18 protein-coding genes are annotated in these 21,405 nt (G+C 39.3%); 9 read left to right on the top strand and 9 right to left on the bottom strand.

What is annotated here, in order from left to right:
- The first annotated feature begins 18 nt into the window (after positions 1-18).
- Positions 19-348 carry a BlaI/MecI/CopY family transcriptional regulator gene (locus AACZ73_RS07790; RefSeq protein ID WP_339876911.1) on the top strand — a complete coding sequence of 110 codons (330 nt, stop codon included), beginning with the start codon at positions 19-21 and terminating at the stop codon, positions 346-348.
- 62 nt (positions 349-410) lie between these two features.
- On the opposite strand, the gene AACZ73_RS07785 is transcribed toward AACZ73_RS07790, so the two are convergent.
- Entirely contained in the window at positions 411-3,653 is a 3,243-nt protein-coding gene (locus AACZ73_RS07785) for a S41 family peptidase (protein WP_339876909.1), read from the bottom strand.
- Between the two features lie 178 nt (positions 3,654-3,831).
- On the opposite strand from AACZ73_RS07785, the gene tyrS reads away from it, so the two are divergent.
- From tyrS to AACZ73_RS07770, 3 genes are all read left to right on the top strand, one after another.
- Complete coding sequence (tyrS, locus tag AACZ73_RS07780) at positions 3,832-5,124, top strand: tyrosine--tRNA ligase (RefSeq protein ID WP_339876907.1); 1,293 nt, start codon at positions 3,832-3,834, stop codon at positions 5,122-5,124.
- Positions 5,125-5,267: 143 nt separating this feature from the next.
- Positions 5,268-5,963: a TetR/AcrR family transcriptional regulator gene (locus tag AACZ73_RS07775; protein WP_339876905.1), complete on the top strand. Its 696-nt coding sequence runs from the start codon at positions 5,268-5,270 to the stop codon at positions 5,961-5,963.
- 2 nt (positions 5,964-5,965) lie between these two features.
- Entirely contained in the window at positions 5,966-7,387 is a 1,422-nt protein-coding gene (locus AACZ73_RS07770; RefSeq protein ID WP_339876903.1) for an amidohydrolase family protein, read from the top strand.
- Between the two features lie 80 nt (positions 7,388-7,467).
- Here the strand turns inward: AACZ73_RS07770 and AACZ73_RS07765 are convergent, their stop codons facing one another.
- Positions 7,468-9,006 (bottom strand): oligopeptide:H+ symporter, encoded by a 1,539-nt coding sequence (locus AACZ73_RS07765; RefSeq protein WP_339876901.1) that lies wholly within the window; start codon positions 9,004-9,006, stop codon positions 7,468-7,470.
- A gap of 631 nt (positions 9,007-9,637) precedes the next feature.
- Between AACZ73_RS07765 and AACZ73_RS07760 the strand changes: the two genes are divergently transcribed.
- Entirely contained in the window at positions 9,638-10,075 is a 438-nt protein-coding gene (locus AACZ73_RS07760) for a peptidylprolyl isomerase (RefSeq protein ID WP_310098005.1), read from the top strand.
- 225 nt (positions 10,076-10,300) lie between these two features.
- Positions 10,301-10,906, top strand: a complete 606-nt coding sequence (locus tag AACZ73_RS07755; RefSeq protein WP_339876898.1) for a hypothetical protein — start codon at positions 10,301-10,303, stop codon at positions 10,904-10,906.
- Here AACZ73_RS07755 and AACZ73_RS07750 read toward each other — a convergent pair.
- From AACZ73_RS07750 to AACZ73_RS07735, 4 genes are all read right to left on the bottom strand, one after another.
- The gene (locus AACZ73_RS07750; protein ID WP_339876897.1) at positions 10,903-11,607 is read right to left on the bottom strand and encodes an RNA methyltransferase; all 705 of its coding nucleotides are present in this window, start codon (positions 11,605-11,607) and stop codon (positions 10,903-10,905) included. The genes AACZ73_RS07755 and AACZ73_RS07750 overlap by 4 nt on opposite strands.
- Before the next feature lie 16 nt (positions 11,608-11,623).
- Positions 11,624-14,248 carry a DNA gyrase/topoisomerase IV subunit A gene (locus tag AACZ73_RS07745; RefSeq protein ID WP_339876895.1) on the bottom strand — a complete coding sequence of 875 codons (2,625 nt, stop codon included), beginning with the start codon at positions 14,246-14,248 and terminating at the stop codon, positions 11,624-11,626.
- Between the two features lie 84 nt (positions 14,249-14,332).
- Complete coding sequence (locus AACZ73_RS07740; RefSeq protein ID WP_339876893.1) at positions 14,333-16,234, bottom strand: DNA topoisomerase IV subunit B; 1,902 nt, start codon at positions 16,232-16,234, stop codon at positions 14,333-14,335.
- Positions 16,235-16,258: 24 nt separating this feature from the next.
- Positions 16,259-16,753 (bottom strand): DNA topoisomerase IV, encoded by a 495-nt coding sequence (locus AACZ73_RS07735; RefSeq protein WP_339876891.1) that lies wholly within the window; start codon positions 16,751-16,753, stop codon positions 16,259-16,261.
- 115 nt (positions 16,754-16,868) lie between these two features.
- On the opposite strand from AACZ73_RS07735, the gene AACZ73_RS07730 reads away from it, so the two are divergent.
- Positions 16,869-18,101 carry a sterol desaturase family protein gene (locus tag AACZ73_RS07730; protein ID WP_339876890.1) on the top strand — a complete coding sequence of 411 codons (1,233 nt, stop codon included), beginning with the start codon at positions 16,869-16,871 and terminating at the stop codon, positions 18,099-18,101.
- A gap of 1 nt (position 18,102) precedes the next feature.
- Complete coding sequence (locus AACZ73_RS07725) at positions 18,103-18,492, top strand: hypothetical protein (RefSeq protein WP_339876888.1); 390 nt, start codon at positions 18,103-18,105, stop codon at positions 18,490-18,492.
- Here AACZ73_RS07725 and AACZ73_RS07720 read toward each other — a convergent pair.
- Both AACZ73_RS07720 and AACZ73_RS07715 read right to left on the bottom strand, forming a co-directional pair.
- The gene (locus tag AACZ73_RS07720; protein WP_339876886.1) at positions 18,473-19,405 is read right to left on the bottom strand and encodes an ROK family protein; all 933 of its coding nucleotides are present in this window, start codon (positions 19,403-19,405) and stop codon (positions 18,473-18,475) included. The genes AACZ73_RS07725 and AACZ73_RS07720 overlap by 20 nt on opposite strands.
- A 46-nt stretch (positions 19,406-19,451) precedes the next feature.
- On the bottom strand, positions 19,452-19,940 hold the full coding sequence (locus AACZ73_RS07715; protein ID WP_339876976.1) for a YkgJ family cysteine cluster protein: 489 nt from the start codon (positions 19,938-19,940) through the stop codon (positions 19,452-19,454).
- A gap of 110 nt (positions 19,941-20,050) precedes the next feature.
- Between AACZ73_RS07715 and AACZ73_RS07710 the strand changes: the two genes are divergently transcribed.
- Positions 20,051-20,425, top strand: coding sequence for a glutaredoxin (locus tag AACZ73_RS07710; protein WP_339876884.1), 375 nt, complete (start codon positions 20,051-20,053; stop codon positions 20,423-20,425).
- On the opposite strand, the gene AACZ73_RS07705 is transcribed toward AACZ73_RS07710, so the two are convergent.
- Positions 20,403-21,239: a S1-like domain-containing RNA-binding protein gene (locus AACZ73_RS07705; RefSeq protein ID WP_339876883.1), complete on the bottom strand. Its 837-nt coding sequence runs from the start codon at positions 21,237-21,239 to the stop codon at positions 20,403-20,405. The two genes, AACZ73_RS07710 and AACZ73_RS07705, sit on opposite strands and share 23 nt — an antisense overlap.
- Positions 21,240-21,405 lie beyond the last annotated feature (166 nt).

Genomic DNA, 21,405 nt, shown 5'->3' with positions numbered 1-21,405 from the left:
AAACTTAACGCCTTATTTATGAAACCATTAACAAGAGCCGAAGAAGAGATCATGCAGATCCTCTGGGAAATCGAGCGGGGATTTGTCAAAGACATCCTAACACCCATGACAGAGCCTAAGCCTGCTTACAACACTGTTTCTACGATTGTTAGAATCCTGGAACGCAAAGGGTTTGTAAGTCACAAGTCTTACGGTAAAAGTCACGAATACTTCCCAATCGTTTCGAAAGATGAATACCGTTCATTCATTATCAAGAAGATGTTGGATGGATATTTCGAAAATTCCTTCGGAAAACTCACTGAATTCTTCAAAAATGATGAAACGCTGAATACTAAATCGTATCAGTAATCCTTTTCGAATAAGTGAATAAAAAAACCTGGTATCACTACCAGGTTTTTTTTATTGCTTTTCTATTTTACTTCTTTTAAAAGCTCTTCCACAGCCTTCTCCAATTGCTGGTCTACTCCTTGGTCAATTTTCCCAGGCATATTTTTAACTTCAAATTGTGGTCGCGTTTCATTATTTTCTAACCACTCACCAGCTTTATTTTTGGCAGAAATAGGAACTGCCCCCCATCTTCCACCATCAGGTAGACTCTCCCACCCAGCAAATGAACAAGTTCCTGGAGTTGGCATCCCCACTGTTTTACCAATATTTAAATCCGTGTAGCCACATGCAAAGCAATGCCCATCTGAGTAATTAGCTTCATTAAACATAGCCAGTGTGGGTTTGGTCCACCTAGCTGTAGGTTCATATCCCACTTCTCTAGCTTCGGTGGCATAGGTAAGGAATTTTTCACCTGTAAAGAACATCGCCAAATCTGCTACTAAGTCGCCACCTCCATTGAATCTCGTATCCACTACTACCGCATCACTGTCATGATATTTACCCATCATTTCCTCATATACATTCCGAAAAGGGCCATCACTCATGCCGGGGATATGTACATACCCTAATTTGCCACCACTTAAACTATCTACTTCATTCTGATTGATTTTCACCCATCGCTTGTAAAGTAGTTGGCCTTCTTCCCGCAATGATATTGGCTTAATGGTAAGTTGTTTTCGTTCGCTGGTCTCTGGATTAAACAATTCAATCAACGTGAACTTGTCAGATTTTCGATTAAGGAATTTTGCGAAATCAGCCTCCGGACTTATCAGTTGGCCGTCTATTTTCTCTATAATCATTCCTTTTCTTATGGCTAGATCTGATTTGTCCAAGGGTCCTCCTGCTATGACTTCTGTGATTTTGATACCATTTCCTTTAAACTTATAATCCCAGAAAATGCCAATGGAAGCGGTTTCATCTGCCAAATCTATGGATCTAGAATATCTAGCTCCAGCATGTGAAACATTCAATTCTCCAATCATTTCAGAGATCATCTCTGCAAACTCGTAACTATTACCAATGTGAGGAATATACTTTGCATAATCTACCTTCGCCATTTCCCAATCCACACCATGCATATCAGGAGTATAGAAAATACCCTTTGTCCTGAGCCAAATATGATCAAACATATATGCCCGCTCAGCATCCTTATCAAAGGTCATTTCACCGGAAATTTTGATTGCTTCTTTCTTCATCCCATCTGGATTGATTTTAGAAATAGTACCATTGCTGAGCAAGAACAAATTCTTTTGATCCTTATCCCACATTAAACTTCCTCTACTAGCATCCAAGCTGAGCTCCTGCTTAGTCGCTTTGGTTCTCAAGTCTGTACTCCAGAGATTCATTCCCTTCTCAAATGCTGCTAAATAATAGAGCTTCTCACCATCTTTAGATAATACCGCATCCCCAAGTGAAGAAGAATGGATTGTCAATTTGGCTTTTCTCTCTTCAATCCCTTCCCAGTCAAACTTTAACTGCTCTACGGCCTTGTCTTTATGATCCTTCTTTTCGTCTTTCTCGTCTTTGCCTTTTTCACCTTCCATTTTGTTGGCCTTTTCTATCTCCTTCATGAGATCAAAATCCTCTTTAGACATAGTGAACTTATCCCAAGCGGATTTATCAAAAAACATGGTGTAGACATCATTCTGGCTTTGTCCGCTGGTGGCATAGCTACGAAGCCCATCACGATTGGAGAACCAAAGCATTTGCTTACCCTCATTAACCCACTTTGCTGCATCGTCCCCATAGCCGCTCTTTGTCAAATTTCTCATTTCCTCTTTTCCTGAAGCATCCAAAAGCACCACTTCAGAGTTAGCCATAGTAGGTCTATAGGTAGCTAGCAACCACTTAGAATCTGGACTCCACGTAAAATACTGATCACCATCACGCATGTGAAAAAGCTGGTTTGGAGTCATAAGCGTCACCGTCTCTTTGCTTGCCATGTCCATCACCTTCAGCGTCCTTCTATCCTCTACAAAAGCAAGTTTTTTTCCGTCCGGAGAGAACTTTGGTAAGTAGACTTCACCCTCCAAACTAATCAGAGGCTTCTCTTCTATGAGTGTGGATGCAAAAAAGAATGGCTCTTCTGCCCGCATCTTAGTACTTTGAAATATCTTCCATTTGTTGTCACGCTCACTAGCATAAATCACTGACTTGCCATCTGGTCCAAATTCCACAAACTGCTCCTGCTCTGGCGTATTGGTAATTCTCTTGGTCAAAGCACCGTCGACCGATGTCACGAAAACCTCTCCTCTAGCAATAAAAGCGATCTCTTTTCCATCAGGAGAAATAGACATATCTCTCACTCCACCATTGATTTCTATGTAGCTATCTGAATTGCTAATAGCTTGGGTCTTGATGGTCACCTCTAGTTTCTTAGGCTCCTCTCCTTTTTTCAAAGTATATAATTCCCCATCGTAACTAAAACTCATCAATCCATCATTCGAAATACTAAGGAAGCGCACAGGGAATTTCTGCAACGAAGTCAAGGCTGCAGTTTCCTTTGGATTAGAAATGTTCATGGCAAAGACATTGAAATTTCCATTTGCCTCACTCAAGTAATAGATCTCGGACTCGTCTGGAGAAAAAACCGGGTTTCTATCTTCACCATAAAAGCTAGTCAGCATGGTATGAGAATTACTTTCTTTTTTATACATCCATATATCCCGGGCAATTCCCGACTGATGATGTTTGCGCCATTCGTTTTCCCCACCCTTTTTATCGTGGTAAAGCATTTTGCTACCATCTTTATTGCTCTGCACATACTCAGCAGGAATGGTCCACACCTGATCCACTCTACCACCAGCTCTGGGAACTGAGTATAATTCAGGCTGGGAGGAAGTAGGATATTGTCTATGTTCGGCGATGTCCATTCGGCTGGTACCAAAAATCACGGATTGATCATCAGCACTAAACTCAAATGGCTGTTCGTCATTGGAATGGTAAGTAAGTCTAGTTGCTGCTCCCCCGGCAGGGCTCATCACGAAAATGTCAAAGTTGCCATAGCGGTCTGAAGCAAAGGCAATTTGATTCCCATCCCGGCTCCAAACAGGTTTATAGTCATGTGCTTCATGAAAAGTGAGCTGCCTGGCATCACCACCACTACTACTTACTATGTATAAATCCCCTTTGTAAGTGAATACAATCTGAGAGCCATCGGGTGAAATAGCCGGATATCGTATCCATTTGGGTGAATCTTGGCCGAAAACCGTAGTACCAATAGCACAAGCTAAAAGTGTAAAAACAATCAAACGTTTGAAATTCATAGGAAATTAATTTATCGCTGAAAGTAAGCAAAAAACCATTTTTGAATGAGGCGGTTTTACATGTAAGTAAATTATAGGCTTGTTTCAGATTTTTAAATAATCGCGGAATGCCTTATAGCTTTCCTTCTTTCCTTTGGCAGACTAGACTATATTTGCACCTCGAAAAATCAACCATTAGATGAATTCATTCATAGAAGAATTACGCTGGAGAGGCATGCTTCAGGACATGACCCCCGAGATCGAAGAGCATCTTAATAAAGGAATGTCGTCTGCATATCTGGGTTTTGATCCGACGGCAGACTCCTTACATATAGGTCACCTAGTTGGGGTAATGACACTTTTACATTTTCAGCGCGCAGGACATAAACCGTTTGCCTTGGTCGGCGGTGCGACTGGTATGATTGGTGATCCTTCTTTCAAATCAGCGGAAAGAAATCTTCTGGATAAAAACACATTGGATAACAATATCTCCTGCATCCAGAATCAGCTAGCCAAATTCCTTGATTTCAAAGGATCCACAACCAACAAAGCAGAACTTGTCAACAATTATGACTGGATGTCTAAGTTTAGCTTTTTGGATTTTATTCGTGATATCGGAAAGCATATCACCGTTAATTATATGATGTCTAAAGACTCTGTAAAAAGACGTCTGGAAGATGGAAACGGTCTTTCCTTCACAGAATTCACCTACCAGTTGATTCAAGGATATGACTTTTATCATTTGTGGAAAAATGAAAATTGCTCCATACAACTAGGTGGTTCTGATCAATGGGGAAATATCGTCACAGGTACAGAATTGATCAGAAGAATGGGCGGAGGATCGGCTTATGCCTTGACGGTTCCTTTAATCACAAAAGCCGATGGCACCAAATTCGGTAAAACTGAAGGCGGATCTGTATGGCTAGATCCAGAGAAAACTTCTCCTTACGCTTTCTATCAGTTTTGGCTGAATGTATCCGACGAGGATGCTTCCAAATATGTCAGGATTTTTACAGTCTTGGATCAAGCTACGATAGAAAGCTTGGAAATAGAACATGCTCAAGCTCCTCACCTACGAACCTTGCAAAAGGAAATTGCAAAACAAATCACCATCATGGTTCATGGTGAATCTGATTTTGATATGGCAGTGAAAGCCTCTGAAATTTTATTCGGCAAATCTTCTACCGAAGATTTGGCTGCTTTGGATGAGCGTACTTTTCTTCAAGTTTTTGATGGAGTGCCTCAAGTTCAAATAGACAAAGATGAGTACGAATCATTAGGTTCAATTCTGGAGCTTTTCGGAGATATCACTAAAGGAGTTGTGTTCACTTCTAAAGGCGAAGCTAGAAAAATGATACAAGGAGGCGGAGTGAGTGTAAATAAGGAAAAGCTCACCGATCCAAATTCTGATATAAAATTGAACTTGCTTCAAAACAAGTATTTACTTGTTCAGAAAGGCAAGAAAAATTATTACATAGTGGAAGTAAATTAATTTTCTAATTTCTACAGAAAAGGCTTTAGGAAATCCCCTAAAGCCTTTTTTTCTTCAATCTAGATAAAATATAGCTAAGTAAAAGCTCAGTTTTGACCCTTGTTTAATAACTTTGGGATCAATTTTTAGAAAACAAAAACCTTATGGCAGGAGAGAAAAATAAAGAAAAACTAATTTTGGATTCAGCAGTTTCACTTTTCACTTCCAAAGGCTATCTGGCCACAAGAATGGAGGATGTGGCAAAGTCTGCAGGAATCAGCAAGGGTCTCACCTATTTCTATTATAAAAACAAAGAGGATCTTTTTATGGCTTTGACCAAAAAAGCATTCGATCAGTTCAAGGATGAGTTCCGGGACGTGTACAGGTCCAAAGGTAAATCAGGGCTGGAAATGCTTTCAGAACTTTTGGTCAAAATTGTTGCTTTTGCCAAAGCAAATCAGGTCTATTACGATGCTATTCTGAATTTTCTGGACTTGTTGAAGAAATATAATAATGCTGAAACCAGAAAGCTTATCGATCCTAAAACATTGGAGTCAGTGCACTTTCAAAAACTTTTGGAAGCGCATCATGAGCCAGCAAAAATTGGCATCATGATGGTCAGCCAAGGAATAAAGGACGGAAGTATTCGCCCGGAACTTCAACCAGAAATTGCTTTTTACACAATCTGGAGCATGATCATAGGCTACGAAAAAATGCTTGGCCCTATAGAGTATGAAGCGAAAGACCATAAAATTCATGCTGAGAATTGGGAACCAGGTTTCCTACGATTAATGCAGGAAATGCTTAAGGGAACCATTCAGGCCACTAAGAAGACTACCGTTCAGGGAAGTTTATTCTAACTATGCGAATCAAACAAGTCATTGTTTTAGGCCTGATAATTTCCGGTTGCCATTCAAAATCATCCGTAGATCTAGTAATAAAAAACGCAACTGTATTAAATATACAATCAGGGTCGATGATGGAGAACCGATTTGTCTTCATATCATCTGAAACCATTGTAGAAGTTGGAGATTCCTCACTTTTTGAAAAGTATAAGGCAAAAGAAGAGCTAAATGCTCATGGGAAATTTCTAATGCCAGGACTTTGGGACAACCATGTTCACTTCGGCGGAGCAGAATATATAGACGAAAATGAACAGCTTCTACCTCTATATTTAGCATTTGGAGTCACCACAGTTCGTGCTTCTGCTGGAGATATAAGTCTGGAAGTGCTTAAGTGGCGGGATGAAATAAACAATGGCTCGAGAATAGGTCCTAAAATCCTAACATCTGGTCCAAAGATAGAAGGAATAGCATCTATCTGGCCAGGCGATTTGGAGGTAGGAACAGAGGAAGAATTAGACCAGGCACTTGATTCACTTGATAAACTGAATGTAGACTTTATTAAGATTACGGACAATACGCTTCTTCCAGATCTTTTTCTTAAAGCGGTCGAAAAAGCCTCTTTAAGAGGATATAGCGTCTCGGGTCATATCCCAGCAGCACTTACCCTAGGTCAGGTTTCTAAAGCAGGACAAAAGACTATAGAGCATCTATCCTATATGATGAGGGCTACCACTCCTCTTGAACCCGAAATATCAGCAGGAATAGCTTCTGGAGAATTAACTATATCAGATGCAGCAAAACTTCAAGCTGCCACATACGATGATTCGGTTGCTTTGGCGAATTTTCAAAAATTAGCTGAGCAGGGAACTGGGATTGTTCCCACAATTCTGATCAGCTATAATATCGCCTATCTGGATGAGAATGACTTTGCTCATGATACTATTCTGAATTATCTGGGGCCAAAGCTAAAGGAAAGTTATCAATGGCGAATTGAGAGAATGGCTGGAGAATCTGCAGAGGTTTCCAGGGAAAGAAATGAAAATTTTAAGAAAGTTTCGTCCCTACTTCCCCTGATTCAAAAATCAGGCATGAAAATCATTGCTGGCACAGATGCCGGGTACCTAAACACCTACGATTTCCCAGGATTAGCTATACATCTAGAACTCCAAAAGTTTGTGGAATTTGGGCTTACACCCCTGCAAGCTTTACAAGCTTCTGTGATCAATGGACCTGATTACTTTGGGATTACTGAATTTAGCGCTGTTGAATCAGGAAAAAAGGCAAATCTAATTTTGCTAAACCGTAATCCTTTTGAGGATATCTCAGCGACATTGAGCATTCATGACGTGATTAAGGATGGGCAACTGTATACCAGAGAAGATTTGGATAATATGCTGAAGCAAATCAAGTCCTGGGTAGCAGAAAAAGAAAGCAAATAAAATCTCAATAACATCAAAGCAAAAGAGGCTGTCGATTATAGACAGCCTCTTTTGTGTTGATTCTAATTATAACCGAGCATCTAGTGCACGTCTCCCATTAGCCTTTTAATGAATGGTGAAGCAATTAGAATTAAAATTCCTGCCCCCAATGAATATTTAGCTATCAACAAAAATCCATCGGTATAGACGCCTAGTGTTTCAAACCCACCAATATTCTTGTCAGTACTTTCTATCGCTAGTTGCTTTCCGATAAATCCTACTACCTGAAAAGCAAATGCAGAAGATAAAAACCACACTCCCATCATAAAGGCAACAATGCGCTTGGGCGACAAATCTGTAATTTTAGAAAGTCCAACTGGTGACATAAATAGCTCTCCAATGGAAATCAAGAAGTACATCAACAGTAAATAGGCAAAAGGCACCAAACCTGCTTCATTTGCACTATTCTTACTAATGTGTAAAATATAAAAGCTAAGACCTGCGAATAGCAACCCCATTCCAAATTTGAAAGGTGTTCTTGGATTCAAATTCTTTTTGGAAAGAAAAGTCCAAAGTAAGGAAATCGGAATTGCAAGAATAATAATCCACATCGAGTTCAATGAATTGGTTTGGGAAGCAGTCATAATTCCTCCTAAATCAATATTCCTGGATGCAAATAGCGTAATCACACTTCCTGAAAGTTCATGAAAGCCCCAAAAAATGGTCATGAAAACAGTGATTAGAACCGCTACTATAAGCTTCCCTCTTTCTTCCTTATTTGATTGAAAAATGATATAAGCTAAATAAGCTAAAATACCGACACCAATTATTTTGAAAATCACATTTACTATGTCCTGATCGCCAAAGAAAGTACCTTCACTTCCTAGTGGTTTGTAGGAAGACAACAGGTAGGCTACGACTGGTACAGTCAAGACTGACAGTAAAGGAATTAAGTACCTATTTTTAATCCCTAAAACTTTCCGATCAATCTCCCCTGAGGTCGGAGGAAGTCCTTTGTCTCCAAATACGCCGTTGCGAATGCCACTCCAAAAGAATATCAGCCCAGAAAGCATTCCAAAACCAGCCAGAGCAAATCCATAATGCCAGCCATAGGTAACTGCCAGCCAGCCGCAAAGCAAAGGTGCCACCCAACCACCAATGTTTATTCCCATATAGAAAATGGTAAAACCGGAATCTTTTCTGGTATCACCATCAGGATATAAGGTTCCTACAAAAGTGGAAATATTTGGTTTGAAGAATCCGTTACCAACTATAATAAGTGATAGCGCTAGGAAAAAGGCTACGTTATTTTCTACGGCAAGAACGAAATGCCCGAGTGACATTAACACACCTCCAAGAAAGATGGAATTACGCATTCCCAGAATTTTATCTGAAATTCTACCGCCTATCACTGTGGAAGCATAAACGAGCGATCCATAAGATGCATAAACTGCTGCGGTAGCATAATCTCTATCGCTCAAGGCTTCAAAGATGACCTCTACCATGTATAAAGTAAGTAAAGCCCTCATGCCGTAGAAGCTAAAGCGCTCCCAGAGTTCTGCAAAAAATAAGTAAAATAAGCCTTTTGGATGACCAAAAAGCATTGGCTCATCAAATTCAGTAGTGAGGTCTTTTTCCAAGGATTGTTTTATTTGGGTGAAATCAATTTTACAATGATAAACCTTTTTAAGTCTTGTTTCCAAAGTAAAAGACACTGAATTATGGCATTGAGGCCAACTAATAAATTACAATATTAGTAAAGAATCAATTATGGATGATTACCAAAAGTACGTTCCAAAATAATAATCTGTTTTTCATATACAATCGATTGTATTTGAAATAAAAGCACTTTTTTTGACTTATATTTTATGAATTTTAGTAGTTTTATACAGACAATTTTCAGATTGTATACCCAAATATTCACTTAAAAAGCTGACTTAGGAAAGTCAATTATATTTTATTCCCTCTTTTTCCTGATTTAGTAAGCTGATAGAATCAGCTTAATCAGCCATTTTTTGAGGAAGGTTTTGGGTAGAATTGATAGGATATATTAGATCATATCAGACAGTATAAGTTGATTACTAGCAGTTTAAACTTTAATAATTATTTTTTCGACACTTAAGCACATTGAAAAAAGTGATGCTAAACCAGCTAGAGTTCTGAAAATCGTGTATGAGATAATTTATGTTCCATATATTATCTTAATTATTATATTTTTGCACACCTAAGAATTCAAAATTCCTGACTAGGACATAACGAAAACCTGAAAAAATGAAGACAGCAGAATTAATTACAGAAAAAGGGACAATGAAAGTTGAGTTTTACGAAAAGGATGCACCTATAGCAGTCCAAAACTTTATTGACCTGGCAAACAAAGGATTTTATGATGGTTTGACTTTTCACAGAGTTATACCAAATTTCGTAATACAAGGTGGCTGTCCTAAAGGAAATGGAACTGGCGGACCTGGGTATCACATCAAATGCGAACTAGATGGAGAAAACCAATACCACGATCGTGGTGTACTTTCCATGGCACACGCTGGAAGAAATACAGGTGGCTCTCAGTTCTTTATCTGTCACAGTAGAGACAATACAGCTCATTTAGATAGAAACCATACTTGTTTTGGTAAGGTCGTAGAAGGGCTGGATATTATCGATGAGATAAAAGCGGGAGACAAAATCGAAAAGATTGTAGTTTCTGAATCATAATTACCAGCAATCAGAATTATAGAGTCCTCATTGGCAGCATGCTAGTGGGGACTTTTTTATTCCTCTTCTATCTCATGAAAAGGTTGGAATAGTTATTGAACAACGGTCATTCTTGTGAGATGTTATTTAAAATATCACTCAGATTACTAATAACAGTTGGGATAATGTTGACCGGAAAATTCTCAATAGAGTTATCTCGATGACTTGAAAAACAAGTATTAAATTATGAAAACACGCCTTTCCCTACTTTTCTTCCTGCTTTTTGCATCGATGTCCATCTCTCAAGCGCAGCGTTATGGAACAGCTGTAGGTCTACGGCTTGGAAATAATAACCAATACAGAACCGTGGGGTTCACTGCGCAACAACGAATTTCCAAGAGGGTATCGATAGAAGCAATCCTCCAATCTGACTTTAATCTTAATACAACTTTCTCAGCTTTGGTGGAAAAGCATCATCCTATAATTTCCAAGCGATTTAATTACTATTACGGAGCTGGGGCATCATTTGGAGTGGAAGAAAGCTACATAAAAGACGAAGAGAGCAAGCAGGTACTGCATACCTATGGCAATACGACTGTAGGAGCTGATTTGATTGGTGGATTGGAACTTACCATTCTGAATACCGTCATCTCTGTGGACTATAAACCCAATATCAATCTTATAGGAAGAGAAGAATTCTTTAGAGGTCAGGTGGGGATTTCCGCCCGCATGGTGTTGGTAAAAAGTAAAGAGCAAAAGAAAAAACAGAGACAACGTCAAAAAGCAAAAAGCAGGACTCAAAAAACTCCTTTTAACGAACAGATCAACTCAATCTTTCATAAAAAGAATTAACGCTTTTTTCCTTTTAAGTAGGCTTTCTCATGAAGGTCGGCTCTTTTGACAACCGATGGATACCATTTCATTCTAAGCAGTTGTTTCTCCTCTTCTGTCAAATAAAAACCAGGGTGGTCGTACTTCCCGACTTTCTTCATCAATTCATACAATGAAATAGATGCTGCCACGGAAATATTAAAACTCTCCGTGAACCCATGCATCGGAATATGAACTAACCCGTCCACATTTTCACGAACTTCTTCACTTATTCCCTCATGTTCGTTGCCAAAAACTAGCGCTATTTTTTCATCAGGTTCTAAATCATGAATAGATATTGATCCCGGCAAAGGACTAGTTCCATATATTTTATAGCCACTTGCTTTTAGAGTAGTGAAGCAATCCTGAACTGCTGATCCTTCTTTATTATAATACTTATGAAGATCAATCCACTGGGAAGCTCCTCTGGTTACAAATGGATTGACCTTATATGCATTCATTTTTTCAATGACGTGAACATCCTGGATTCCAAAGCAATCGCATGTACGGAGAACTGCACTGGCATTATGAGGCTTGAAAATATCCTCAAGTACCACTGTGATGAATCGTGTTCTTTGAGCCAAAACTTTCTCCATTACTGATTTCTTATTATCAGTGATGTATTGGCTCAAATAATCCAGCCAGCCTTGATCTATAGGTTGCAATTGATTTGGTATTTCCATCTAAAGATTGGGGCTATTAGAATAGCCCCAGTTGTTCTTCATCATCTTTCTTAATCTTCAAATCTATGGTAGAACCTACTTCAAGATCGTCGTCAGCATCGGCTTCATTTTCATCCGGGTCTGAATCAGATTCCTCTGCCTTCTCTGCCTTTTTTGATTCAATCAAGCTAAGTGTTTTAATTTCATACGTACTCAACTTATTGCCTAAGGCTTTCCATCCCTTGATATCTATGAGCATATCCAAGTCGTATTCCATCACCTCTTCCACTTTCCCTTTGATCACAGTGACACGAGCCTGAGGTTGTTTTTCTGTGGAAATAAGTTTTAGATAGGAGTTCTTATGGTCTGAAATGAAGTTGAAATTTTTATTCAACGTAGTTGTCTCAATCTGGAAACGTTTTATATAATAGGTTTTACTACCACCATCGAAGTATATAGCAGACAGCACTTTATCTGGATCAAACTTTTCGATCAACACGATATTTGGAGCATCATACCTATTAGTCAATTCAAAGGTGGTCAGCTCATAATCTCCATTTTTATAGCAAACCAAAATCCTGTCATCACCTAGGAAATTACCAATTAACTCTCCCCGCTCATCCGTATTCAATCTACCAACAACCGAATCATAGTAAATATTCAATCCACCCAAAGTAGAAACTCCTTCCATTTTCAACTGGATTTTCCGAATCGGGTATCGGGTGAGAATATTGCCTCCTGCTCCCCTTCCTTTTATATCTATGGTAGCAAAGTCAAAATCAAAAACCTTGACTCGGGCTTTGGCTCCCTGAGTCAAATAAACAGTAATGATCTCCGCCTCGCCGTTTGGATTTGCAGTAAGGTAAAGGTGCTTACTTCCTTTAGTTCCTTTGGTGAGCAAATATTCCTTATCGCGGGTAACAGCCAGAACCTGAAACCGCTTCACCATCGCACGACCGGTAGATCCATCTAGATAGATATAATTATAAACCATTCGCTCATCTCCTTTTCGGAATACAGCTACATGCAGAATATCCTTGCCCATAAAATTCTTCTCCTGGATTTTGGACACCATGCAAACACCATCTTTCCGAATCACGATGATATCATCCAGATCAGAACAGTCACATACAAATTCATCTTTTTTGAGCCCGTAGCCCACAAATCCGTCGGCCCGGTTCACATACAATTTGGCGTTGGATGCCGCAACAGTATTTGCTTGTATAGCATCAAATGTTCTGATCTCTGTCTTACGCTCACGTCCTTTGCCATATTTAGTCAATAGGTTTTCGTAATAAGCAATCGCATAATCAGTCAAATGCCTCAGGTGATGATTGACTTCCTTTAATTCATCTTGAAGACGCTTCATCAACTCATCAGCTTTGAAGGTATCAAATTTGGAAATACGCTTGATCTTAATCTCTGTGAGTCTAACCAAATCATCTGTTGTGATCTCTCTGTAAAAATCAGGTTTGTATGGGTCTAAACCCTCATCGATAGCCTTTAATACATCATCCCAAGTCGTACACTCTTCGATGTCTCTATATATCCTGTTTTCTATGAATATTTTTTCCAAAGAAGAGAAAAGAAGCTTCTCCATCAATTCGGCCTTACGGATTTCTAGTTCCCGCTTGAGAAGAGATTTGGTCTGTTTGGTATTATATTCCAGGATTTCATTAACTGTGAGAAAAACCGGAGTATCCTTGATAATCACACATGCATTTGGCGAAATGGATACCTCACAATCTGTGAAAGCATACAGAGCATCAATCGTCACATCAGGAGAAACTCCAGGTGCCAATTGAATTGCTATCTCTACATCCTTAGCTGTATTATCGACGACCTTCTTAATCTTGATCTTACCCTTATCGTTAGCTTTCAGAATAGAATCTATCAGAGAATCAGTAGTCACACCAAATGGTATATCCTTTATTAATAGAGTTTTACTATCCTCCTCTTCAATTCTTGCCCTAACTTTTACTTTTCCTCCTCGAAGACCTTCATTATATTCAGAAAAATCAGCAAATCCACCTGTGATAAAATCAGGGAGAACATTGGTCTTATTTCCCTTTAATACCTCAATAGATGCCAAAATCAACTCACAGAAGTTGTGTGGAAGAATCTTCGTGGAAAGCCCAACTGCTATACCTTCCACACCCTGAGCAAGCAAAAGTGGGAATTTGACAGGAAGAGTTACTGGTTCTCTTTTTCTCCCATCGTAAGAAAGTTGCCACTCTGTAGTCTGGGCATTAAATAACACTTCCAAAGCAAACTTTGACAGCCTCGCCTCAATATATCTGGCAGCTGCAGCACGATCCCCTGTCCGTACGTCTCCCCAGTTACCTTGAGTTTCTATCAAAAGGTCCTTTTGACCCATATTTACTATAGCATCGCCAATTGAAGCATCGCCATGCGGGTGAAATTGCATAGACTGACCGATGATGTTAGCAACCTTGTTAAATCGCCCATCATCCATCTCTTTCATGGCGTGCATGATTCTTCGCTGTACAGGTTTCAGACCATCTTCTACAGCAGGGACAGCACGCTCCAGTATTACATAAGAAGCATAATCCAGAAACCACTCCTTATACATTCCTGTCACCGGGACAGAATTGTGCAGGGAATCATCTCCATTCTTAGGTAAGTTGTTTTCTTCACTCATAGTATTGTCCAGTATTTATAAAGTTGAAAGCCTCAACAACTTTCCAAATCTTAATCAATCAGCTCAACTTTTTGCTTCATTAATCTATGCCGCTTCGTTTTCTTCGTCCTCAACTTCAGCCTTCTTAGGATCTTCCAGAGCCAAGTCTTTTTCGATTTTAAGGTTTTTGATGATAAAGTTTTGACGGTTAGGCGTGTTTTTGCCCATATAAAAAGTAAGCAAATCAACAATCTTGGTTTCCTTGTTGAGAATGATAGGTTCCAAGCGAATATCTTCGCCAATAAATCCTCCAAATTCGTCTGGAGAAATCTCCCCCAATCCCTTAAATCGGGTGATTTCAGGCTTGTTGCCAAGTTTATGAATAGCCCGCTGACGCTCCTCATCAGAGTAGCAATAGATCGTTTCTTTCTTGTTTCTTACCCTAAATAGTGGTGTCTCCAAAATAAATAGGTGTCCATTCTTAACCAAGTCAGGGAAAAACTGCAAGAAATAAGTCATAATTAACAGACGGATATGCATGCCATCGACATCTGCATCAGTCGCGATTACAATTTTCCGGTAGCGCAAACTTTCTATCCCATCTTCAATATTCAAGGCATGTTGAAGAAGATTGAATTCCTCATTTTCATAAACCACTTTTTTGGTCATCCCAAAACAATTTAGTGGCTTTCCGCGAAGAGAAAATACTGCTTGAGTCTGCACATCACGTGATTTGGTGATAGATCCTGAAGCTGAGTCACCTTCCGTTATAAACAACATGGTGTTGTTTTTAACTTCTTCATTTGCTTTAGGATCATCGTAATGCACTCTACAGTCCCTCAGCTTCTTATTATGAAGATTGGCTTTTTTCGCCCGATCATTCGCCAGCTTTTTAATGCCTGAAATCTCTTTCCTTTCACGCTCAGATTGAAGGATTCTTTTCAAAAGAGCATCCGCTACTGCAGGATTTTTATGGAGGTAATTATCCAGCTCAGTCTTCAGAAAATCATTAATAAAGGTTCGGACAGTCGGCCCATCCGGCCCTACGGACTGAGAGCCCAGTTTGGTTTTGGTCTGAGATTCAAATACAGGCTCCTGCACACGTATTGAAATCGCAGCCACCACACTCTGACGGATGTCAGATGCATCGTAATCCTTTTTGAAAAACTCTCGAACAGTCTTCACCACTGCCTCCCGGAAAGCTGCCAAATGCGTCCCTCCTTGCGTAGTGTATTGACCATTTACGAAAGAATAATATTCTTCACCGTACTGATTGGAATGAGTAAGCGCCATTTCAATATCATTCCCTTTTAAATGAATGATAGGATAGCGCTGACTTTCCTCATCTATTTTATTGGAAAGCAAGTCAAATAAACCCCTGTCAGAAAAGTATTTTTTACCATTATAATTAATCGTAAGACCGGCATTCAGATAAGCATAATTCCAGATTTGGTTTTCCAGATATTCAGGGATGAAGTGGTAATTTTTGAAAATCCCTCCATCAGGAATAAAAACTATCTTGGTGCCATTACGGTCCGAGGATTTAACAATAGGTGCATCATTTACAAGAATTCCTTTTTCGAATTCTGCGACTTTAGTCTCACCTTCTCTGTACGCCTGAACTTTAAAGAAATCCGACAAAGCATTCACCGCTTTGGTACCGACCCCATTTAATCCTACAGACTTTTGAAAAGCTCCGGAATCATACTTTCCCCCAGTATTTATCTTAGAGACACAGTCGATGACCTTTCCTAAAGGAATACCACGACCATAATCACGTACTTCCACCTTGTGCTCAGTAATCTTCACTTCGATCGTTCGACCATACCCCATCATATGCTCATCGATGGAGTTGTCAAGCACTTCCTTCACCAGTACATAGATACCGTCATCCTGCGCGCTTCCATCGCCAAGTTTACCTATATACATTCCCGGTCGGAGTCGGATATGCTCCCTCCAATCCAAGGATTTAATACTATCTTCTGTATATTTTACTTCTCCAGCCATGTTTTTAATTAATACTTAATGTGCTCAAGACTTATTTTTCACCTGATTAAATTTCCCCATAAGAATTGCTATCAAACCAACTCCCCAAACTACAAACAACCCTGGGAATAGATAAAGAAAGAAACTGTATTGACTTGCTGCTATTTCTTCCTGATTGTTGATGGCATGGATATAGAGAACTAGCATGCCCAAGCTCATATTGAGAATACCTCCGAATGAATAGAACCACCCCAAGAAATAATCCCGAAACTTATCCCCTAGCGGGAAAACCCGCGTTAGTCCTTGATGACTTTTAGTTTCAAGCAACTTTGGAGGAAGCAAAACAATCACATTCATTATAATAAAAATGGCAATCATTCCATAAAAAAAAGTGCCTTTACTTAGCTTTTCGGGCGATAAACCATTTTCGCTAAAATTGTAACTCACCTTCTCAGGCAGAGCAGAATAGAAATAAAGAAGAAAGAAAATGAATAGGGCAACACTGAGGAAATAAAAGGCTTTTCCGAATCGGTAATACATAATTGAGGGGAATTGAATGCGCTAATATAAAGGATTTGGTCAAACTGAATCCGACTTATCATTGTTCGTTTTATCTTTATCTTTGACAGATTGCTTCGCAAAAACGCCCAAAATAATGAACATCAGTCCAGTAGTGCTAGCGATTCCTATGTATTTCATTCTGATGGCTGTAGAAATGATTGCACTCAGATTCCAAAAACATCCCGGATATCGGCTAAATGATGCTATTACAAACATCAATTGTGGAGTAATCTCGCAAGTCACCGGTGTATTTATCAAAATCCTTTCAATTGGTATATACACACTGATCTATGAGCATCTTTCGTTTTTCACCATTTCCAACAACTTTTGGACTTTCCTACTGCTCTTTTTTCTATATGATTTCTGCTACTATTGGGCTCACAGGATGAGTCATGAGATTAATCTATTTTGGGGAGGCCATGTGGTGCATCATTCCAGTGAAGAATACAATTTGTCTGTGGCACTTCGCCAAAGCAGTACACAAACTATTTGGACGTTTTTCTTCTATTTCCCACTTGCACTTTTAGGTTTTGATCCAGTCATGCTGGTACTGGCTTCTGGCATTAATCTGCTTTATCAATTTTGGATTCATACAGAAGCTATTGACAGAATGGGGTTTTTGGAGAAATTTATGAATACCCCCTCCCATCATAGGGTTCACCACGGTCGAAATCCAAAGTATATCGACAAAAACCATGGAGGTACTTTTATCATATTTGACAAATGGTTTGGCACTTTTCAAAGGGAAGAGGAAAAGCCAACCTACGGAATCACTACTCCTGTGCGAAGCTGGAATCCTCTGTGGGTAAACCTAGCTCACTATGCCAGCATGAAAAATGAGCTGCAGCAAATCCCGCATTTGTCAGACAGAGTAAAATATCTTTTTAATAAACCTGGATGGTTGCCAGAATATTTAGGTGGTTACAGAGCTCCAAAAGAAATAGAATATGATTACCAAAAGTTTGACACTGTTGTTCCAGCATCACTGAATTGGTATGTTTTTGCTCAATATATTCTTGTTCTACTACTTACAGGTTTTTTCCTTTTCAAAGTTGACAGCTTCACGTGGCTACCGAAATTATTTGTGAGTTTGATTATAATTTGGAGTACGGTGAGTTTTTCTGGAGTTTTTGAAAAAAGAGGCTGGTATGTACCTCAGGAAGTAATAAGAATTCTGGCTTTTGTAGCCGTTGTCTTTTTCTTGGTCCAATCTCTCCTACCTTTGCAAATTCTAGTGGGAGTTTTAAGTTTTTATTCATTTGCCTCCTTCCTTTGGCTTTGGAAAAATCACCAAATCAACTCTCAAATCCCTACTGATTCTCTATAGAATGCGTCCAATTTCCCGAATTTTCACCTCCTTTTTTATCATCATTCTTGCATTTTCCTGTAGTCAAAAAAGGGATACCGGAAGCATGAATATGGAAAATTGGAAGTCTGACCATTATGGCTGCAAAGGATTGAGAATTCAGGACCTCGAAGAACTTGAAAGATTGAAACATTCTTATTTGGGAGTAGACAACCAAGCTTTGATCAAAACATTCGGTCGTCCGGACCGGGTAGAGTTGGTGGATAAGAGCCAGACTTTTTTCTTCTATTTTCTTGAACCCAGCGGTAATTGCGATGGTGTAAAAATAGAAAAAGAACCCCTGAGAGTTCTTTTTCGACTAAATGCTATAAGTAAAGTTTCCGAGGTGACTATTACAACCCAGAACCCATAAAACACAGCGCTGCTGCTCCGAGCGTTCCTGCGTTGTTCTCTAAAGTTGCTTTTTTCAAAACTAAGTCCTTACCATAATACTGGGAAAGGTATTGTTTGATCGTTCGATCTAGTGTAGGCATCATATACTCTAAACCTGCAGAAATGCCTCCTCCAAAGTATACATCCGTGACATCCAAGATGCGTATAGCTGATACAATCGCTTCTCCCAAAATCCTTGCAACCTCCTCAAAAACCATGAGTGATACGGGATTTCCAGCTTTCGCAGTATCGACAAGCAAGTGAGTTCCAAGTTCAGCTCCTACCAATACACCGGCTTTCTCTGGATAAGCATCGATGAGACGGGCCATAATATTTAATATCCCCTGTCTTCCGATCAACGTCTCCAATCTAGCAGCACCTTTAGAGAGCATATGTCCCATTTCCATTGCGTTTCCTCGGGAGCCTTTAAAAACTTCTCCATCCAGCACCAAGGCACTGCCAATTCCAGTTCCCATAGTGATAAAAAGGAAGTTTTGGGATGGGTCATCTTTTCCAAAATAAAACTCTCCGATAGCGGCTGCTGCTGCATCATTTTCTAGGGAAAATTCATGTTTTGGATATTTTGCTTCTAGATTCTTCTTTAGATTATACCCGTTCAACGTTGGGATGGCAGGAATTTCAATAGCAGTAGTTCTGTCTTTAGAAATCATGCCTGGGAGGCCTATTCCTACTTGTTTTACTGTAGGATATTTAGCTAGATATTTCTCCAAACCTGCTATAAATGCAGGTCCAAAACCTTCAGGATGATCACGATAAGAAGTGGTATCTTCTTTCACAAAGTCTAAAATATTGCCTTCTCTGTCTACAAGGCCGATTTTCAAGTGAGTTCCCCCCACATCCACTCCAAGGAAATGTGCTTCCTGATTTTGCATAGTATTATCAATAGGTTTACGGTTTCAAAAAAGCAAAAGAAAAGTATTACTTCCTATATTCCTTCCCAATCTGCTGGAAAATTTTGAAAACTGCTGGACAAACAAGTGTATTTTTAAGGGAAAGCTCTAAAATACCGTGCATTTTTTTACGATTGGTATGCGGATACTCCCGGCAGGCCTTTGGTCGGTCTTCATAGACCAAACACTTACTATCTTCTCCAAGAAAAGTACAGGGAGAAGAATTTAGCACAAAATCTCCCTCCTCATCACGATGTAAATATTCATCGATGAAAGCACTGCTTTTCATCCTAAAAACTTTTGCTAATCTATCAATATCTGTATTGAGAAATATGGGGCTTGTGGTTTTACAGCAATTTGCACAATCCAGACAGTCTATTTCCTCAAAAGCCTCTTCATGAAGCTTCTCGAATGTCTCGTCCAAAATTTTTGGCTTCACTTTTTTAAGTCTGGCCTTCAGTTTTTGGTTAGAAGAATATTCTGATTTGCTTTCTTTTCTGAAATTATTAAGGTCAATTTCCAATTTCTCTGGAAGTTAAATAAGGTACACTAATAATTATCGGTAAATAATTCTTTCATAAGCTATAGATATTCAGTATCTTAATAAACAATTAAACCCATATAGCTATGAAAACTCATCCTTCAGAATTGTATTTCTACCATTCTCCGTCGCAGCTTGTAGATAAGCAAACCCTAGCTTATGCCAAGTCAATTTCGCCATTCGTGAATAGAATAGATCTAAGCAAAGAGAGGCTCACTCCTACTCAATGGAATAGTCTTTTACTAAAACTCAACCTCAGAGCGAAAGATTTACTCAACAGAGCTCATCCGGATTATCAGCAATTTATTGCAGGAAAAAACTGGGATGACGAAAGTTGGCTGAATATCTTGATCAAATCACCAAACCTGATCAAGGCACCCATCGCCAGTCTCCGAAATAGAGCCATTCTCTGCATTACGCCTACGGATATTCTTAAGCTTAATTCGATGCATTTAGTCTGATTCCATCAGGTTCTATTTGGATCATTCTTGCTTTGTACAATTGTCCTATGCATTGTTTGAAATGCTTCTTGCTCATGCCAAGTTGCTGCTGGATTTCCTCAGGAGCGGATTTATCGTGCAAAGGTAAAAAGCCTTTAGCCTCTAATATGGTAAGTATTTTTTCCGATCCTTCGTCGTATTTCACACGACCAGGAGGCAATAATTGCAAATCCAATTTCCCGTCTTCACGGTTCTTTTTGATGTAAACCTTTCTTTTCTCACCAAGCTCCAGAGGTTGGAAAACTTCATTTTTAAAAAGTAAGCCTTCGAACTCATTATCGATTAGGACTTTGAAACCCAGATCAGTTTCTTCGAAAATCACTCCTTCGAGCTCCTTTCCTTCTTCCCAATCCATTGGAGCCAAGCGTAGAAAATCTCTATACTTATTGACTCCAATTAATCTATTGGTCTTAAAATCAACACAAACCTTAACCAAGTATTTTTGACCAACTTCCATGTTTTTACCCATTTCTGATTTGGGCACAAAAAGATCTTTTGGCAATCCCCAATCCACGAAGGCACCGAATGAGGTAACTTCCTTGGCTTCCAAAACTGCAAATTCATCCAATAGTGCCAGCGGCTTTTGTGTGACAGCCACAGGACGGTCTTCACTATCTGTGTATACAAACACCTCGATTAAGTCCCCTTCTTTTTCCTCTCCAAGAAGGTATCCTTTTGGTAGTAAAAGTTCTTCTCCGGAACTCAGAGCCAAGTAGGCCCCGAAGTCTGTAAATCTATTGATGGGTAGTTTTGAGATTAAACCGAGTTCTTTCATGCTCCAAAGGTAGCTATTAATCGCATTTTGAAACTGAAGTTTTGCGACAAACAAAGTCGGACATCGAAAGTTAAAAAATTGGATTTGCTGGCAGTCGGAATTAGCTTTGAACTCTTCAACTGGTAAAATCCGTTGATTTTAAACCCAAATCCTAACTTTACACATC

The sequence above is a fragment of the uncultured Algoriphagus sp. genome (assembly GCF_963974835.1).
Lineage (GTDB): Bacteria > Bacteroidota > Bacteroidia > Cytophagales > Cyclobacteriaceae > Algoriphagus.
The sequence above is the reverse complement of the archived record's forward strand: the minus strand, read 5'-3'. Positions and strand labels throughout refer to the sequence as shown.

Coding starts and splice junctions, on each gene's coding strand:
- AACZ73_RS07790 (WP_339876911.1), top strand. CDS start 19: ATGAAACCATTAACAAGAGCCGAAGAAGAGATCATGCAGATCCTCTGG.
- AACZ73_RS07785 (WP_339876909.1), bottom strand. CDS start 3,653: ATGAATTTCAAACGTTTGATTGTTTTTACACTTTTAGCTTGTGCTATT.
- tyrS (WP_339876907.1), top strand. CDS start 3,832: ATGAATTCATTCATAGAAGAATTACGCTGGAGAGGCATGCTTCAGGAC.
- AACZ73_RS07775 (WP_339876905.1), top strand. CDS start 5,268: ATGGCAGGAGAGAAAAATAAAGAAAAACTAATTTTGGATTCAGCAGTT.
- AACZ73_RS07770 (WP_339876903.1), top strand. CDS start 5,966: ATGCGAATCAAACAAGTCATTGTTTTAGGCCTGATAATTTCCGGTTGC.
- AACZ73_RS07760 (WP_310098005.1), top strand. CDS start 9,638: ATGAAGACAGCAGAATTAATTACAGAAAAAGGGACAATGAAAGTTGAG.
- AACZ73_RS07755 (WP_339876898.1), top strand. CDS start 10,301: ATGAAAACACGCCTTTCCCTACTTTTCTTCCTGCTTTTTGCATCGATG.
- AACZ73_RS07750 (WP_339876897.1), bottom strand. CDS start 11,607: ATGGAAATACCAAATCAATTGCAACCTATAGATCAAGGCTGGCTGGAT.
- AACZ73_RS07745 (WP_339876895.1), bottom strand. CDS start 14,248: ATGAGTGAAGAAAACAACTTACCTAAGAATGGAGATGATTCCCTGCAC.
- AACZ73_RS07740 (WP_339876893.1), bottom strand. CDS start 16,234: ATGGCTGGAGAAGTAAAATATACAGAAGATAGTATTAAATCCTTGGAT.
- AACZ73_RS07735 (WP_339876891.1), bottom strand. CDS start 16,753: ATGTATTACCGATTCGGAAAAGCCTTTTATTTCCTCAGTGTTGCCCTA.
- AACZ73_RS07730 (WP_339876890.1), top strand. CDS start 16,869: ATGAACATCAGTCCAGTAGTGCTAGCGATTCCTATGTATTTCATTCTG.
- AACZ73_RS07725 (WP_339876888.1), top strand. CDS start 18,103: ATGCGTCCAATTTCCCGAATTTTCACCTCCTTTTTTATCATCATTCTT.
- AACZ73_RS07720 (WP_339876886.1), bottom strand. CDS start 19,405: ATGCAAAATCAGGAAGCACATTTCCTTGGAGTGGATGTGGGGGGAACT.
- AACZ73_RS07710 (WP_339876884.1), top strand. CDS start 20,051: ATGAAAACTCATCCTTCAGAATTGTATTTCTACCATTCTCCGTCGCAG.
- AACZ73_RS07705 (WP_339876883.1), bottom strand. CDS start 21,239: ATGAAAGAACTCGGTTTAATCTCAAAACTACCCATCAATAGATTTACA.